This is a genomic window from Shewanella sp. S1-58-MNA-CIBAN-0166, from assembly GCF_040310085.1.
GTDB lineage: Bacteria > Pseudomonadota > Gammaproteobacteria > Enterobacterales > Shewanellaceae > Shewanella.
Genome location: NZ_JBEOPN010000009.1, coordinates 75,424 through 91,922 on the forward strand (window position 1 = coordinate 75,424; position 16,499 = coordinate 91,922).

General features: G+C 42.5%; 11 protein-coding genes. 7 read left to right on the forward strand and 4 right to left on the reverse strand.

The genetic code is table 11. The features are described 5' to 3' along the window. Positions 1 to 293 precede the first annotated feature (293 nt). From AAEY99_RS07725 to AAEY99_RS07735, 3 genes are all read right to left on the reverse strand, one after another. Positions 294 to 1,310 carry a diguanylate cyclase domain-containing protein gene (locus AAEY99_RS07725; RefSeq protein ID WP_351009912.1) on the reverse strand — a complete coding sequence of 339 codons (1,017 nt, stop codon included), beginning with the start codon at positions 1,308 to 1,310 and terminating at the stop codon, positions 294 to 296. 103 nt (positions 1,311 to 1,413) lie between these two features. Then, on the reverse strand, positions 1,414 to 2,898 hold the full coding sequence (gene pntB, locus AAEY99_RS07730; RefSeq protein WP_101086078.1) for a Re/Si-specific NAD(P)(+) transhydrogenase subunit beta: 1,485 nt from the start codon (positions 2,896 to 2,898) through the stop codon (positions 1,414 to 1,416). Positions 2,899 to 2,909: 11 nt separating this feature from the next. Then, positions 2,910 to 4,439 carry a Re/Si-specific NAD(P)(+) transhydrogenase subunit alpha gene (locus tag AAEY99_RS07735; protein ID WP_192115484.1) on the reverse strand — a complete coding sequence of 510 codons (1,530 nt, stop codon included), beginning with the start codon at positions 4,437 to 4,439 and terminating at the stop codon, positions 2,910 to 2,912. 466 nt (positions 4,440 to 4,905) lie between these two features. On the opposite strand from AAEY99_RS07735, the gene AAEY99_RS07740 reads away from it, so the two are divergent. The 4 genes from AAEY99_RS07740 to AAEY99_RS07755 all read left to right on the forward strand — a co-directional run bounded on the left by AAEY99_RS07740 (position 4,906) and on the right by AAEY99_RS07755 (position 11,854). After that, positions 4,906 to 6,696 (forward strand): assimilatory sulfite reductase (NADPH) flavoprotein subunit, encoded by a 1,791-nt coding sequence (locus tag AAEY99_RS07740; protein ID WP_101086076.1) that lies wholly within the window; start codon positions 4,906 to 4,908, stop codon positions 6,694 to 6,696. A 79-nt stretch (positions 6,697 to 6,775) separates the two neighbouring features. Continuing rightward, positions 6,776 to 8,467 carry an assimilatory sulfite reductase (NADPH) hemoprotein subunit gene (gene cysI / locus AAEY99_RS07745; protein ID WP_101086075.1) on the forward strand — a complete coding sequence of 564 codons (1,692 nt, stop codon included), beginning with the start codon at positions 6,776 to 6,778 and terminating at the stop codon, positions 8,465 to 8,467. Beyond that, entirely contained in the window at positions 8,460 to 9,251 is a 792-nt protein-coding gene (locus AAEY99_RS07750; RefSeq protein WP_101086074.1) for a phosphoadenylyl-sulfate reductase, read from the forward strand. The genes cysI and AAEY99_RS07750 overlap by 8 nt, the downstream gene beginning before the upstream one ends. A gap of 878 nt (positions 9,252 to 10,129) precedes the next feature. Further along, positions 10,130 to 11,854, forward strand: coding sequence for a hypothetical protein (locus tag AAEY99_RS07755; RefSeq protein WP_101086073.1), 1,725 nt, complete (start codon positions 10,130 to 10,132; stop codon positions 11,852 to 11,854). A gap of 152 nt (positions 11,855 to 12,006) precedes the next feature. Here the strand turns inward: AAEY99_RS07755 and AAEY99_RS07760 are convergent, their stop codons facing one another. Next, positions 12,007 to 12,897: a phospholipase A gene (locus AAEY99_RS07760; protein ID WP_242445105.1), complete on the reverse strand. Its 891-nt coding sequence runs from the start codon at positions 12,895 to 12,897 to the stop codon at positions 12,007 to 12,009. A 284-nt stretch (positions 12,898 to 13,181) separates the two neighbouring features. Between AAEY99_RS07760 and cobA the strand changes: the two genes are divergently transcribed. From cobA to cysN, 3 genes are read left to right on the forward strand one after another with little or no spacing between them, the layout of a single operon-like run. Continuing rightward, positions 13,182 to 14,015 carry a uroporphyrinogen-III C-methyltransferase gene (gene cobA, locus AAEY99_RS07765; RefSeq protein WP_351009915.1) on the forward strand — a complete coding sequence of 278 codons (834 nt, stop codon included), beginning with the start codon at positions 13,182 to 13,184 and terminating at the stop codon, positions 14,013 to 14,015. 53 nt (positions 14,016 to 14,068) lie between these two features. Beyond that, the gene (cysD, locus tag AAEY99_RS07770; protein ID WP_101086070.1) at positions 14,069 to 14,977 is read left to right on the forward strand and encodes a sulfate adenylyltransferase subunit CysD; all 909 of its coding nucleotides are present in this window, start codon (positions 14,069 to 14,071) and stop codon (positions 14,975 to 14,977) included. Between the two features lie 60 nt (positions 14,978 to 15,037). Further along, positions 15,038 to 16,498, forward strand: coding sequence for a sulfate adenylyltransferase subunit CysN (cysN, locus tag AAEY99_RS07775; protein ID WP_192115487.1), 1,461 nt, complete (start codon positions 15,038 to 15,040; stop codon positions 16,496 to 16,498). Position 16,499: the final 1 nt, after the last annotated feature.

Sequence of the window (16,499 nt, forward strand, 5' to 3'; positions counted from 1 at the left end):
AACGTGTTTTTAACAAAAAAATTACGATGATTAAGTAGTTGAAACAAAAATAATTGCTTAATTTTGTATTGAAAACGAATGATATGTTTTGAACATTCAGGGTGTTTTATTGAATTTATCGTGAATACAAACTGTTGAGTTGGATTTTGACTTTGATAACGTTAATTAAAATTCAAGCTGACAACAGTAAGGTCGAACAGTAAATTAGCATCAATTTGATTATGTCAAATTCTGTCGGCGGGAATGATTTGTCGATTATTAATATCGTCTTATCTGAGGGGGCAAGGCAAATTTTACCAAAATAAGAAATTATGTTTACCGTGTTTTTTAATGCTGTACATGGCTTTATCTGCTTGCTCGCAAACATTGGTAAACTCATCTAATTCATCAAATAAACTGATCCCAATACTGAGGCCTACTTTAATGCTTTCACCCTCTAATTCGATAGGGTGTTGATAGTGCGACAGTAAGGTTTTAGCCAAGGTTGTTAGTCGTTCCACATCATTACAATGGGCTAAAATGACAAACTCATCACCACCAAAACGTGCCACATGATGAAGTGGGTTTTGTGTTGAGTCTGCAGTGCTAAACAGTTGATCGCATATTTGCGCAATATCGTTGGCAATATGGATTAATAAACTATCGCCATATCGATGGCCTAAGTGGTCATTAATTATCTTAAAACCGTCCAAATCGATAAAGCACAGCGCGCCTTGATGTGTACTGTGAGTGCTTTTTCCTTGTTCAAAGGCAGCAATGAGTGCATTTCGATTGAGTAAATTAGTTAACGGATCACGATGAGCGAGTTTGGCTAAATCTTGTTCGTAGCGCTTTTCTTGGGTGACATCAATATGAGTGCCCATAATACGAAGCGGTTCACCGTTAATACCATATTCAATAATACGCCCACGGTCAGACACCCATGCAACAGTGCCATCTTTGTGCACCATGCGATGCACGGCTTGATAAATTTCAGCATTACCGGCTACATGACTTTCAAAGGCTTGTATCACCCAGTCTTTATCTTCCGGGTGGAGATTATTTTTCCAGCTGCTGATATGGGCCGGTAATTCTTCACGGGTAAAACCGAGCAGATGGCCCCACTGTTGATTAAAAATAGTCAGGTTTCCGCTGGGAATATGTTGCTCCCATAGACATAAACCAGTGCCATCAAGCGTAGCGTTGAGTTGCTCGTTTATTCGTTTATTGAGCAGCGAAAGCCGATTATTCTCGTATTCTAGTCGCTTGATTTTCTGCTTATGCTGCTCTAGTTCAAGCTGTAATTGAGTAATGATGTCCTGCTGTGCCATGGATAACTGATAATCCTTTAAGTCCAATGGACCCAGTTTAGCGGGTTATTAAACAAAAAAACACCAGCATTGATTGCTGGTGTTTTGTTTGCCACAAGTTGATTTATAAGGCTTTAAGGATTGCTTCTACACTGTCCTTCGCATCGCCAAACAACATTTGGGTATTGTCTTTAAAGAACAATGGATTTTGTACACCGGCATAACCTGTGTTCATTGAACGTTTAAAGCCAATCACGTTTTGCGCTTTCCACACTTCTAACACCGGCATGCCAGCAATAGGGCTCGTTGGATCTTCCATCGCCGCTGGGTTAACCGTATCGTTAGCGCCAATGACGAGCACGGTATCAGTACTGCTAAAGTCTTCGTTGATTTCGTCCATTTCTAACACGATATCGTAAGGCACTTTAGCTTCTGCCAATAGTACGTTCATGTGGCCAGGTAAACGCCCTGCAACAGGGTGAATACCAAAGCGAACTTTTATCCCCAACGCGCGCAGCTTTTTAGTGATTTCAGCTACTGGATATTGCGCTTGAGCCACCGCCATACCATAACCTGGGGTGATGATGACTGAGTCTGACGCTTTTAGCATATCAGCGACATCTTCTGCGGTTGTTTCGCGGTATTCGCCCACAGTGTCATCGCCAGTTGATACTGCAGCATCATTACCAAAACCACCGGCAATAACAGAAATGAACGAGCGGTTCATGGCTTTACACATAATGTAAGACAGAATCGCACCCGATGAGCCCACAAGCGCACCAACAACAATTAGAAGGTCATTAGATAACATGAAACCTGCTGCTGCCGCTGCCCAGCCTGAATATGAGTTCAGCATTGAAACTACAACTGGCATGTCTGCGCCGCCAATTGATGCCACTAAATGCCAACCAAATGCAAACGCGATTAAGGTCATCAAGATGATTGGTGTCACTGCACCACCCGCCTGAACGAATATCACCATTAGAATAAACGACACCACAACGGCCAATAAATTTAATTTATGACGATGAGGTAGCATTAATGCTTTTGATGAAACCAAACCACGTAGCTTAGCAAACGCCACAATAGAGCCTGTGAAGGTGACTGCACCAATAAATATGCCTAAAAATACTTCCACTAAGTGAATGTTAAGCATGGCACCGGTTAGATGCTCAGTTTGTTGGGCTTTGCTTGCTTCAGCAAATGCAGCTTTTGCGGTTTCTAGGGTGGTGTTGAGGTCTTGCCCCATGACCACGACAATTTCAGACACTTCGTGTGGTTGGATATCAATAAAGCTATTAAAGCCCACTAATACCGCAGCTAGACCCACAAAACTGTGCAAAATCGCGACGAGCTCTGGCATTTCAGTCATTTCGACTTTTAATGCTAAGCGAATACCAATCGATCCACCAATGACCATGGCGAGAATAATCCATTCTACGCCGCTTGTAGCAGGATTGAGTATGGTTGCAATAAGCGCAATTGCCATACCAATAATGCCAAATAAATTACCATTTTTAGCAGTTTCTTGTTTTGATAACCCAGCTAAACTGAGAATAAAAAACACCGCGGCAATGATATAAGATGCTGTAACCAGTCCTTGAGACACGATATGACTCCTTAATCTTTACGGAACATCTTCAGCATACGCTGAGTGACGGTAAACCCGCCAAAGATGTTAATACTGGCAATAAGCACCGCGACAAACGCAAGCGCCGTGACTAATGCTGAACCCTGGCCTATTTGCAATAACGCCCCGACCACAATAATGCCTGAAATAGCATTAGTGACCGACATTAACGGCGTATGCAATGAGTGCGACACATTCCACACCACGTAATACCCCACCACACACGATAGGATGAACACGGTGAAATGCGACAAGAACTCAGCGGGCGCAACTGACGCCACTGCAGCAAAGCCGGCTAGACCTAACACAGCTAAAATGTATTTAAGTTTTGACGGTACTTTGTCAACTTTGGCAGCTTTAGGCTCTATACTCGCTGCTGGTTTTTGCGGTGCCGCAGACACTGAAATTGCCGGTGGAGGGAAAGTAATTTCGCCGCCACGAGTCACGGTCATGTTGCGCATGACAACATCATCAAAATCGAGCACTGCATTGCCGTCTTTGGCTTTACACATTAACTTCATCAAGTTGACTAAGTTGGTGCCATAAAGTTGTGACGATTGCGCCGGTAAACGACCGGGTAAGTCGGTATAACCCAATACTTTTACGCCGTTTTCTGTAATAAAACGTTCGCCAGTGACGGTGTATTCACAGTTACCGCCAGTTGCTGCCGCTAAATCGACAATCACAGAGCCCGGTTTCATGGTATCGACCATGTCTTTGGTGATCAGCTTTGGCGCAGGACGACCAGGAATTAATGCGGTGGTAATGATGATGTCGACGTCTTTGGCTTGTTCGGCAAACAGTGCCATTTCAGCAGCAATAAACTCTTCTGACATGGTTTTAGCATAGCCGTCAGACGAGCCGCCTTCATTGTTTTCAAATTCAAGCTTTAAGAAGCTACCGCCCATTGACTCAATTTGCTCAGCCACTTCAAGGCGAGTATCAAATGCGCGCACTATGGCCCCTAGCGAGCCCGCAGTGCCAATAGCAGCAAGTCCGGCTACACCTGCGCCAATAACCAACACTTTGGCTGGTGGCACTTTACCTGCTGCAGTAATTTGCCCGGTAAAGAAACGACCAAATTCGTGGGCAGCTTCGATCACTGCGCGATAACCACCAATGTTGGCCATCGATGATAAGGCATCGAGTGATTGGGCGCGTGAGATGCGTGGCACCATGTCCATCGCCATCACGGTAATATTGTGACTTGATAGCTTTTCAACAAGCTCAGGGTTTTGGGCTGGCCAAATAAAACTCACCAACGTTGTGCCTGGTTTCATTTTGGCAATTTCGTCATCGGACGGTGCATTCACTTTAAAAATAAAGTCAGCGTCGTACACATTGTCGACCACATCCGCCCCAGCGGCTTCAAATGCAGCATTATCAAAGCTCGACTTCACACCTGCCTGTGCTTCAATTGCCACACTAAAGCCGAGTTTTATTAGCTGTACCACAGTGGCTGGAGTCGCGGCGACTCGAGTTTCACCTTCGATACTTTCTCTCGGTATTCCAATCTGCATGACTGTTTCCTGATGGTTAATAAAAAGACCGTCTATTGTTGTTCCCCATCAATAGACCATTCCGTTTGAGTATTTCTGCCTCACATGCTGCACTTTGAAGATAGAAAAAGAGCAGCATATGACCATTGAAGTCGGGTAAACTATTTAGCCAATGGCATTACGTTGACACAGTTACATTATATTTGCATGTCGTTTTACTCAGAGAACAATCAACCTGATAATTATTCATCAGTTAATTGGCGCTCCTAGCTTGCGACATGAGGCATGTTCGGTACAAGTGCCTTTAGGCTAATTAAAGGGTTTTAAATTAAGGTAATTTAAAAACTTTTAACTGCGCCACACTTTTGTAGCTTAAAAAAACATCTTTGCATATTCCTAAATGGAATAAAAAATCATCTTTTATTCTTTTTTGGTTTTTGTCCGTAGGAGTAAGCTAGTCCACATTACACTGTTATAAGGCCGTCTTATGTTGTTAAAAGAACTTTCAGCTTTAGCATCACCATTGTCTCAAGGACAAGTCGATAAGTTAAAGCAACTCACATCAGAATTATCTTCAGTTCAACTTGCATGGGTCAGTGGTTATCTCGCTGCGAGTGCTAACCAAGGTCAAAGCGGTGTCGAGACGACAGCAGAGACAAGTGCCGCACCAACAGTTACGATTTTATACGGTAGCCAAACGGGCAATGGCCGTGGCGTAGCCAAAGAGCTAGCCGCTAAAGCGCAGGCGCAAGGTTACGCAGTAAATTTAGCTTCTATGGGCGAATATAATGTCCGCCAGCTAAAACAAGAAACCATCTTGTTATTGCTTGTTAGTACTCATGGTGAAGGCGAAGCGCCTGATGATGCGATTGAACTACACAAGTTTTTAGCCTCAAAGCGTGCACCTAAATTAGATAAGCTACATTATTCTGTGCTAGCACTAGGTGATTCAAGTTATGAGTTCTTCTGCCAAACAGGTAAAGACTTTGATGCGCGTTTAAGTGCATTAGGGGCAACATCATTATTACCGTTGGTAGAATGTGATGTCGACTATGAAGATATTTCACAACAATGGCAGGACAGTGTTGTAGAGGCTGTTAAGCCGTACATTCAAGCCTCAAGTGCCAGTGTGGTCTCTATTGGTACGGCATCTGTTGCGGGTGAAAGCGAATATACCAAGCAAAACCCCTATACAGCAGAAGTACTGGTAAGCCAAAAAATTACTGGTCGAGGTTCTGATCGTGATGTCCGCCATGTTGAAATTGATTTAGGCGAGTCAGGATTAACTTATCAGGTCGGTGATGCGCTAGGTGTGTGGTTTAGTAATAATGAAGTGCTTGTTGATGAAGTTATCGCCGCGCTCGGTTTAGCTGCAGACGACAACGTCACCGTGTCGAAACAGTCACTATCATTAAAAGCGGCGTTAACTGACAAGAAAGAATTAACTCAGTTATACCCAGGCCTAGTGAAAACATGGGCTGAGTTAAGTGGAAGTGCTGAACTTGCAGCCATTTGTGAAGACAAAGAACAAACCAGACAGTTTATTCTTAAGCATCAGTTAGCTGATTTAGTCGCAGCATATCCAGCCAAGGTTAGCGCGGTGCAATTGGTTGATATGTTACGTCCATTGACGCCACGTTTATATTCAATAGCCTCTAGCCAGGCCGAAGTGGAAGCTGAAGTACACTTGACGGTGGCGTTAGTTGAAGATGAACGTCAAGGCCAAGCTCGTTTTGGTGGGGCATCGCATTTCTTAGCCTCGGCTGAAGAAGGCCAACAAGTTAATGTGTATGTTGAGTCTAATAACCATTTCCGTTTACCCGAAAATCCAAACACACCGGTCATTATGGTGGGTCCTGGTACAGGTGTTGCGCCTTTCCGCGCCTTTATGCAGCAACGCGTTGTTGACGGAGTGTCAGGTGACAGCTGGTTATTCTTTGGTAACCCGCATTTTGAACAAGATTTCTTATACCAAGTTGAGTGGCAGCAATATCTTAAAAATGGCGATTTATCGCGTTTAGATGTGGCTTTCTCGCGCGATCAAGCTCATAAAGTGTATGTTCAGCATCGCATTGCAGAGCAAGCCGAAGCGTTGTGGCAGTGGCTACAAAATGGCGCACATGTGTATATCTGTGGTGATGCAGAACGCATGGCAAAAGATGTACACCAAGCATTAGTGAATATTGCGGTTGAACAAGGTGGCTTAAGCGCTGATGACGCAGAAGCTTACTTTGAAACACTACGTAGTGAAAAACGCTACCAAAAAGACGTGTACTAAATTCGACCTCGGTTGTTAGGCCAAATCTAGCAACCCAATCGCACTAATGAATTGAACAGAATTAAGAGAGGCCCAGGCCATGAGTGAGCAAAAGTTAGCGTTAAACGAATACTTAAAAATCGACAGTGATTATTTACGCGGCGATATCAAAGAGGGTTTAGATACCCAAGTGACAGGATCGTTTAGCGATGGCGATCAGCAGTTGATCAAGTTCCACGGTTTTTATCAGCAAGACGATCGTGATTTACGTAATGAACGTAAAGAGCAAAAGCTAGAGCCACTGCATAGCTTCATGCTACGAGCCCGTGTACCTGGTGGTATTTGTACTCCTGAGCAGTGGTTAGAAGTGGATAAAATTTCATCTACGCTGACCACCTCAAACAGCATTCGTTTAACCACGCGTCAAACGTTTCAATACCACGGCATTCCTAAGCGTAATCTAAAAACCTTGATCCAAGGTCTTGATCGCGCCGCCCTTGATTCTATTGCCGCTTGTGGTGACGTAAACCGTAACGTGATGTGTAATCCAAACCCGGTTGAATCTAAGTTACATGCGCAGGCTTATGCGGTAGCAAAGCATTTATCTGATCATCTATTACCACACACTCGCGCTTATGCTGAGATTTGGTTAGATGAAGAAAAGCTATTAGGCACCGAAACGGTTGAACCTGTTTACGGCAAAACCTATTTGCCACGTAAATTTAAAATGGCTGTTGCGGTTCCGCCACATAACGATGTAGACGTGTATACCAACGACCTTGGTTTTATTGCGGTAGCAGAAGCTGGCGAGTTAATTGGCTTTAACCTGGTTGCTGGTGGCGGTATGGGTTCTACCCACGGTGAAGTTGAAACTTTCCCACGTTTAGCTGACGACTTGGGCTTTATTAAAACGGATGACGTCACCAAGTTTGCCGAAGCGGTAATGACGGTTCAACGTGACTGGGGTAATCGTGTTGTGCGTAAACGTGCGCGTTTAAAGTACACCATTGTTGACCATGGTCTTGATGCATTTAAAGCCGAAGTTGAAAAACGTGCTGGGGTTAAATTTGCACCTAAGCGTGAGGTGATCATTGGCGATCGCGGCGACCGTTATGGTTGGGTTGAAGGTATCGACAATAAGTTCCACTTAACGCTATTTATTGAAAGTGGCCGTATTAAAGATATGCCAGGTCAAACCTTGCAAACTGGTCTACGTGAAATTGCCAAAATCCATAAAGGCGATTTCCGTATGACATCTAATCAGAATATGATTATTGCCGGTGTTGCTGCACAAGATAAAGCTGAGATCGAAGGTTTAGCCCGTAAGCACGGCTTATTAGGCCAAGTGCTAAGCGGTACTCGCGGTCATTCAATTGCCTGTGTGGCATTACCAACGTGCCCATTAGCGATGGCTGAAGCTGAGCGTTACTTCCCTGAGTTTATTGATCACATCGATGCATTACAGGCTAAACACGGCATTAGCGAGCAATCAATTGTAGTGCGTATGACCGGTTGTCCAAACGGTTGCGCTCGTCCATTTGCAGCTGAAATTGGTTTAGTGGGTAAAGCACCTGGGCGTTATAACTTGTATTTAGGCGCCAGCTTTGAAGGCACGCGTTTAAATAAAATGCATAAAGAAAACATTCAAGAAGCTGAAATTTTAGCTGAATTGGATACCTTATTTGGTCGCTACGCCACAGAGCGCGATGCGGGCGAAACCTTTGGTAACTTCACTGTACGCATTGGCGTAGTGAAGGCGGTTATAGACGCCGCTAAGGATTTTCATGCCTAATGAAGTGGTAACGACTGCGTCAACTGACGCGGCCGTCGATCATTCAGTTACTCCGGCTCAACTGCAGGCGTTATTGTTAGCGCCTAAAGCTGAGCAAATCGCTGCGCTTGAAAACATTAACCTGTTTTTAGCAGGCTTAACGGCGCAACAACGAGTGGCTTGGGGTCTAGCATATTTACCGGGCGATCATGCGTTATCGTCTAGCTTTGGTATTCAAGGCGCGGTGATGTTGCACATGGTGACTCAAGCGCAAAGCGATATTCCGGTTATTTTAACCGACACTGGCTATTTGTTTGCTGAGACCTATCAATTTATTGATCAGTTAACCGAGCGTTTAAGCCTGAATCTTAAAGTGTACCAAGCGGGTCAAACCCAAGCGTGGCAAGAAGCGCGTTTTGGTAAGCTGTGGGAGCAGGGGATTGATGGCCTAGAAAAGTATAACCGCATCAATAAAGTTGAGCCTATGCAGCGTGCATTAGCTGAATTGAATGTCGGTACCTGGTTTGCAGGCTTGCGTCGCAGTCAGTCTAGTACCCGTGAAGCATTGCCGATTTTAGCCATTAGTGGCAAACGTTTTAAATTGTTACCCATCATTGAGTGGAGCAACAAAGACGTGCACATGTACTTAACGGAACATGACTTGCCCTATCACCCATTATGGGAACAAGGTTATGTGTCGGTAGGTGATACTCACTCAAGCAAACCACTTGAGTTAGGTATGTCTGAAGAAGAAACCCGTTTTAATGGCTTACAACGAGAATGTGGTTTGCACTTCGATATCTAGTTGTGAAGTGGTGTTAGATAATGTACTCCATTCATCCGCAATTTATTGCGGATGAATGCATTTTAAGGCTTTCATTATCTACCGTATCAGCCTCTATTTTGTCTTAAATTCGACGTTGTTCTTTTTCATTAATTTGTTTTATTCTTGTCATTCATAAGTTTGAATTATGAGATAAACTGCTTTTATCTCATCGGTTTGTAATATCATGCAGCCAAATTATCACCAAGCCTGTTTGTTAGCATGTTGTCAGACATTGCAACGTTATAATTAACAAGGGCAGGTTGAGGTTGGTTTGTCCTCCTAAATAATTAGTTGTGCATTGAATTGAGCTACTGGTTTTATGTGCAAATTGAAAATAATTAAATTTTATTTAAATTTTCATGCATCAGTGCCGATAATAGTCTAGATTTAGAAGTTCCCGTAGACGGTTTTTGTTGACGTTTTGGGATTGTTTTTGCAATCCACGTACCTTCAAAAGCTTCGCTCGCATCCTCGAGCACATTGATTGACTTGTTAGCGTATAAGCAATCTGTTTGATTGTTCCCGATAACTCAGCGGTTTGAGTTATCGGGAGATCAGATGTTTGAATTATTTCCAGCTTAATGCTTTTTGATTTTCACTTTATTCTCGTCAAATTCCCTCTCAAAACTCGTTAGATAATAAGCTGTCTTTTTGGCGTATTGGTTTTTTACAAGTGCAGTTTTCAGGATAAATATCCCCCAAAAGGTAACATCTAATGCGCTTATTAACATTTAATGCTAAATTAATCCGCAGTTTATCGGTGTAATCGATAATGCTTATCCCAAAAAGATGATAAATGTTTAAACGCTAACTCATTTCAAGGAAGAGTTAACAATAATATAAATTGGAGTTTATAGATGAATAAGATGGCAATTGCTGCTGTGGTATTAGCTGTTGGTGCTGGTGGATATTTTCTGTCGCAACAAGGGACGTCAGTCGTTAAAAATGATCCTATGTTGGACTATATTCCAGCTGATACATTAGCGTTTTCTGGGCAGTTAGTTCCATTTCCGTTAAAAGATTATCTGTATAGCATTGCAGGTAATTATCAAGCTTATGATCTGGATAAAATGCTGTCGCTAGATGATAGTTCATCAGCTCAAGAGCGCTTTTTTATCAGTTTATACAAGCAATACATGACCGTGTTGCCTGAGCCTGAAACCTTACTATCCACCTACGGCTTACCTGATTTAATTAAGAGTTATTTTTATACCTTGGGTGCATTGCCGGTCATGAAAGTTGAGATCAGCAATCCTGCAGCATTTTGGGCGGAATTAGATCGCGCCGAGCAGGAAAGTGGCTTAACTCATACTATGGGCAAATCTGGAACTGTTGAATATCGCGGTTATACATTGACTGATGTTGATGAGAAAGAGCACGCTGAGATTGTATTTTCTGTTAAAGATGGCTGGTTAACTGTGACCTTGAATACGTCATTTAATCAACCTGAATTGCTTGAAACCGCCTTGGGTGAAAAGAAAGTTGAGCATCCAATTAGCGAAACCACCCTGTTGCAAGACATCGCTAATACTCATGGTTTTATGCAAGACAGTATTAGCTTTATTAATCATGTTGAATTGGTTAAAGGGTTAACGTCGACTGACGGTAATATGCTGGCCAAGCAAATGACCAAAATGATTGAGATTCAGGGTGAAGATCCTTTTGCTGAAATGAAAACACTCGTGTGTCAAACTGAATTAAGTGCCATTGCTGCTAACTGGCCGCGCAGTGTAATGGGGTTAAATTCATACTCTATCACTCGTGAAGAAAGTACCATTGATGCTGCTGTTGTGCTTGAAAGTAATAACCAGGTGATTTTGTCTGCATTGAATAAAATGCGTGGCTTTGTGCCATCATTTGCCAGTAATGGTCATGATAATATTTTATCACTTTCACTCGGTATTGATGTTAATCAACTCGCACCAGCATTGAACGAAGTGTGGAAAGATTTACAAACACCGCAATATCAATGTGCTGCATTGGCTCAAATGCAATCAGAATTAAGCGAGTTAAATCCAGCAATGCTTGGCATGATGACGGGGATGGCTAATGGCGTTAAAGGCATTAGCGTGACACTAGCGGATTACAAGTTAACAGAGAAGAATGGCCAAGCTAGTTTCGAAAAACTAGATGCATTAATAAGCGTGTCGGCTGAAAAACCGATGATGTTAGTGGATATGATGAAGCCGTTTTATCCGCCGCTTGCAGAAGTGGACTTGAAAGATAATGGCGATCCAGTCGATATAACTCCAATGTTAATGTTGCCACCTGAATTTGGGGTTAGTGCAAAATTAGCCATCAAAGGTAGTCATTTAGTTGCTTATACTGGCGACAGGGGTACTGAGTTAGCTGATTTGATGTATAAGCAACCACTTGAATCTAATGGTTTCTTTGACTTATCTGTCGATTACCAAAAAATGTTTGCTCCATTAGTCGATATGGCAGAAATGAGTGGCGAACCAATGCCAGAAGAATTGCTGATGTTAAAAGACTACGACATGCGTTTACAGATGTCGGTAGACTTTACGGATAAGGGCTTAGTAATTGGTTCTAAAGTAAATTCTAAAGCGAGTGCTAAATAATTTCATTAACGTTATTGTGCTAATACGACATTAATGAAACCAAAAAGGTGACCAAATGGTCACCTTTTTTATGTCTCGTACATTCTATTTTTGCGTTAATCGATTACAGCTAATTGTCGATGTTAATGAATTAAAGACATTAATTATCTAGCTTACAGAATGTCATTTAACGCAATACCAATACCAATACGCTGATTATGATGGTCATAATCAATTAAGCTTTCACCGTAACCATTAAAATATTGAGTATAAACACGTAAAGTACCAATAATCGGGTAACTCCAGGTAAATTCAACTGCACCGCGATTGGTATCGCGTAAGTTGTTACGCAGTAGCATAGTAAAGCGATGCTCATTTAAACCGTACACTCCAGTCAGTTCGAAGTTACCCATGTAACTGTCGATATCTGGATTGTCATCGCCTTTAGCTGAATTAATATCTTCTTTTTCATCTTCAGGGATACGCCACCACACTCTAAGTCCGAGTGCGAAAGGGCCACGGTCGAATACTGCACTGCCGTATATTCGGTTCCAACTGCGTGATAATTGGTTGGTTTGACCATTAGACTGATGCACAGCACCAAACCCTAAGAATGAGTTGGTAAAACCACCAATTTTCCAATCATTATTGAATAACATAAACACTTCAGGTTCATGTGTGGTTTCACGAAACGGAGATGAAGCTTCTTCGTTGTAGACTTGCCAATACGATTGGTTGGTGTAGGCAAAGAACAAATGGCCATTATCACCAAAAACATTGTACCAAACTGGAAACTTAAAACTGATTTGGAATTTTGCTTCTAGATTATCGATTGCGAAATCTTCGTCTGGGTATTTAACTTCAAAGGGTAATGCGTTGGTTCTGGTTTGATAGGTTACTGGAAGCAGATAATTAGCTTTGTGTGGCGTGATCACAAACGGCTTTTCAGATGTTGCGAGTTCTCCTTTTACACGTTCATCGACTAAGGAGTCTTCTGCAAGGGCGAGGGTACTATAGCCAAGTAATAATAACGAGAGTCCAAGATATTGAGTGCTTTTTATCATTGCATCATCCATAAGCATAATTATAGGTTTAATTTTAGTGTAATTCTTAGTTTCAGTATTTTTCAGTGCTCATTGTTATCAATTGGCAGAGCTTTGTCGAATTAAGTTAACAATTCTTTTCATTTCAACGGCGGATTTTATACGTATTAGCATGTCAAATAGATTAAATTGCGAACAAACCGCCTCATATTCTATTTAGTTATAAAAACTAACTATTAACTATTGTATATGGAATATAGAAAACGCTATATTTGAACATGGTCAAATATCTTGAGGTAAATGTGATGGAGTTAGTCTCTATGCCAGGGCAAAAAGCCAAAGGCAAAGTGTGGTTAGTCGGCGCCGGTCCAGGCGACGTTGAGCTGCTAACACTAAAAGCCTATCGCATTCTTAAGCATGCTGATGCGGTGTTATATGACGCATTAGTCAGCCAAGATATTTTAGATTTGATCCCCAGCAACGCTGAAAAAATTGCTGTGGGTAAGCGCGCAGGTAAACACAGCGCTGCTCAAGATGAAATTAATCAGCTATTAGTGACTAAAGCATTTACCCGTAAAAATGTGGTGCGTTTAAAAGGCGGCGATCCGTTTATTTTTGGTCGTGGTGGTGAAGAGTTACAAACCTTAGTTGCAGCCGGTATTACTTTTGAAGTAGTGCCTGGCATTACCGCTGCCAGTGGCACTTCCGCTTATGCAGGTATTCCGTTAACGCATCGTGATTATGCTCAAGGTGTCACGTTTATTACTGGTCATTGCCAGTTAGCGAGTCGCCCTATGGATTGGCAGGGTTATGCTAATTCCAACAATACTTTAGTGGTGTATATGGGCATATTAAATGCCAATATTATTAGTGATGGTTTAATCAACGCCGGCCGAAGTGCTGATACGCCAGTGGCGATTGTGTCTAACGCGACTACCTCATCACAACAGCGGTTTATTGGTAAGTTAGGTGAGCTGGCTCAATTAGCCGCAGATCCTGCTTTACAGATGCCTGCGCTGATGATTATTGGTGAGGTTGTTGAATTAGCTGACAGCTTAAATTGGTTTGATCCCGTCACTGCGCAACAAAAAACTGCGCAACAAAAAACAGATTTAGACACAGTCGCGAAAGCGCTGTAGTCGAATAATTTAACCCGCTGCTCTGCAGCAATATTAGGTAATGGAGAATCATCATGGCAGGCCGTTCGTTAAGCCATTTACAACAACTGGAAGCCGAAAGCATCCAGATTATCCGTGAAGTAGCAGCTGAGTTTGGTAATCCTGTCATGATGTATTCGATAGGTAAAGACTCATCGGTGATGCTGCATCTAGCGCGCAAAGCTTTTTACCCGGGTAAAATTCCATTTCCGTTATTACATGTCGATACGGGTTGGAAATTTAAAGAGATGATAGCCTTTCGTGATGCGCAAGCTAAAGCGTTTGGTTTTGAGTTACTGACTCATACCAATCAGGAAGGTGTTGAACAAGGTGTTGGCCCATTCACTCATGGCAGTGCCAAGCACACTGACATTATGAAAACCCAAAGTTTAAAGCAAGCCTTAAATCAATATGGTTTTGATGCTGCTTTTGGTGGCGCGCGACGTGACGAAGAAAAGTCTCGTGCCAAAGAACGGGTATATTCGTTCCGTGATAAACACCACCGTTGGGATCCTAAAAACCAACGTCCAGAGTTATGGCGCACTTATAATGGCGCGGTCAATAAAGGCGAGAGCATTCGAGTGTTCCCTTTATCTAACTGGACTGAGCTCGATATTTGGCAGTACATCTATCAAGAAAGTATTGAGATTGTGCCGTTATATTTTGCTGCACAACGCACAGTAGTAAACAAAGGCGGTCAGCTAATCATGAAAGATGATGACCGTATGCCTATTGAAGAAGGTGATGTTGAATCGGTTGAACGGGTTCGTTTCAGAACCTTAGGTTGTTATCCGCTAACTGCGGCGATGCCTTCAGAAGCTGACACCTTAGAAAAAATTATTGAAGAGATGCTATTAACTCGTTCAAGTGAACGTCAAGGTCGCTTAATTGATTCTGACCAAAGTGCGTCAATGGAGCAGAAAAAGCGTCAAGGCTATTTCTAAACAATTGAACATGGTTGTTTTATCAACCCAGCATGCGAATGAATTTGAGTGAGAAAGATTATGGACCAAGCAAAAATCAATACCGACCGTATGGCAGCAGAGATCCAGCTGCACGGTGTAAAAGAATATTTAGCCTTACAACAAAACAAAGGCTTACTGCGTTTTTTAACTTGTGGCAGTGTTGATGATGGTAAAAGTACCTTAATTGGTCGTTTACTGCATGACAGTGCGCAAATTTATGAAGATCAGTTAGCGAGTCTAAAAAGTGACAGCGCGAAGATGGGCACTACTGGTGAAGCCATTGATCTCGCGTTATTGGTCGATGGTTTACAAGCTGAACGTGAGCAAGGTATTACTATCGACGTAGCTTATCGTTATTTCTCCAGTGAAAAACGTAAGTTCATCATTGCTGATACTCCAGGTCATGAACAATATACTCGTAACATGGCAACGGGCGCATCTACCTGTGACTTAGCGGTTATTTTGGTTGATGCACGTTATGGTGTCCAAACCCAAACTAAACGCCATGCCTTTATCGCATCGTTACTAGGTTTACGTCACTTTGTTGTTGCTGTGAATAAAATGGATTTGGTTGGTTTTGATCAAGCTGTGTTTGAAAAAATTCAAGCTGACTTCACTGAATTTGTTAAAGGTGCTTGTGATACAGAAAATGGCGGTGATTTAGATATTCACTATGTACCGTTATCTGCTTTAAATGGCGACAACGTGGTTAACCGCAGTACGCAGTGTGATTGGTATCAAGGTGGCACATTACTTGAGTTACTTGAAACTATCGATACCCAGCGTGAACTGAGCGATCTACCCGTTCGTTTCCCAGTGCAATACGTATTACGTCCTAACTTAGATTTTCGTGGTTTTTCTGGCACATTAGCGTCAGGTATCATTAAAGTGGGCGATGAATTAGTTGCATTGCCATCAGGCAAACGCAGTAAAATCGAGCGTATTGTGACATTTGATGGTGATTTGCAAGAAGCTGTAGCAGGCCAAGCTATTACGATTACCCTTGAAGATGAGATTGATATTTCACGTGGTGATTTATTGGCTCACCCTATAACTGCACCAGAAGTTGCTAACCATATTGTTGCCGATATGGTGTGGATGGATGAAAAGCCATTACAGATCGGTCAATTATATGATGTGAAAGTCGCGGGTAAGAAAACTCAAGCCGTCGTGAGCGAAATTGAATACATTACTGACGTGAACACGCTTGAGCGCAGTGCAGCAAGCTCATTAAGTTTAAATACCATTGCCCGAGTTAAGTTAGATTTAACTGAATCGATTGTGTTAGACGCTTACAGCTTGGTGCGTGATACTGGCGGCATGATTTTAATCGACAGATTATCTAATGCTACCGTAGCAGCGGCTATGGTTGTCAGTGGACATCAAGGCGATAAGCAAACCAACACTGAGTTTAGTGCATTTGAAGTCGAGTTTAATACGTTAGTGCGTAAGCATTTTCCGCATTGGAATGCTCGTGATATTAGCGTACTTGGAAAATAAA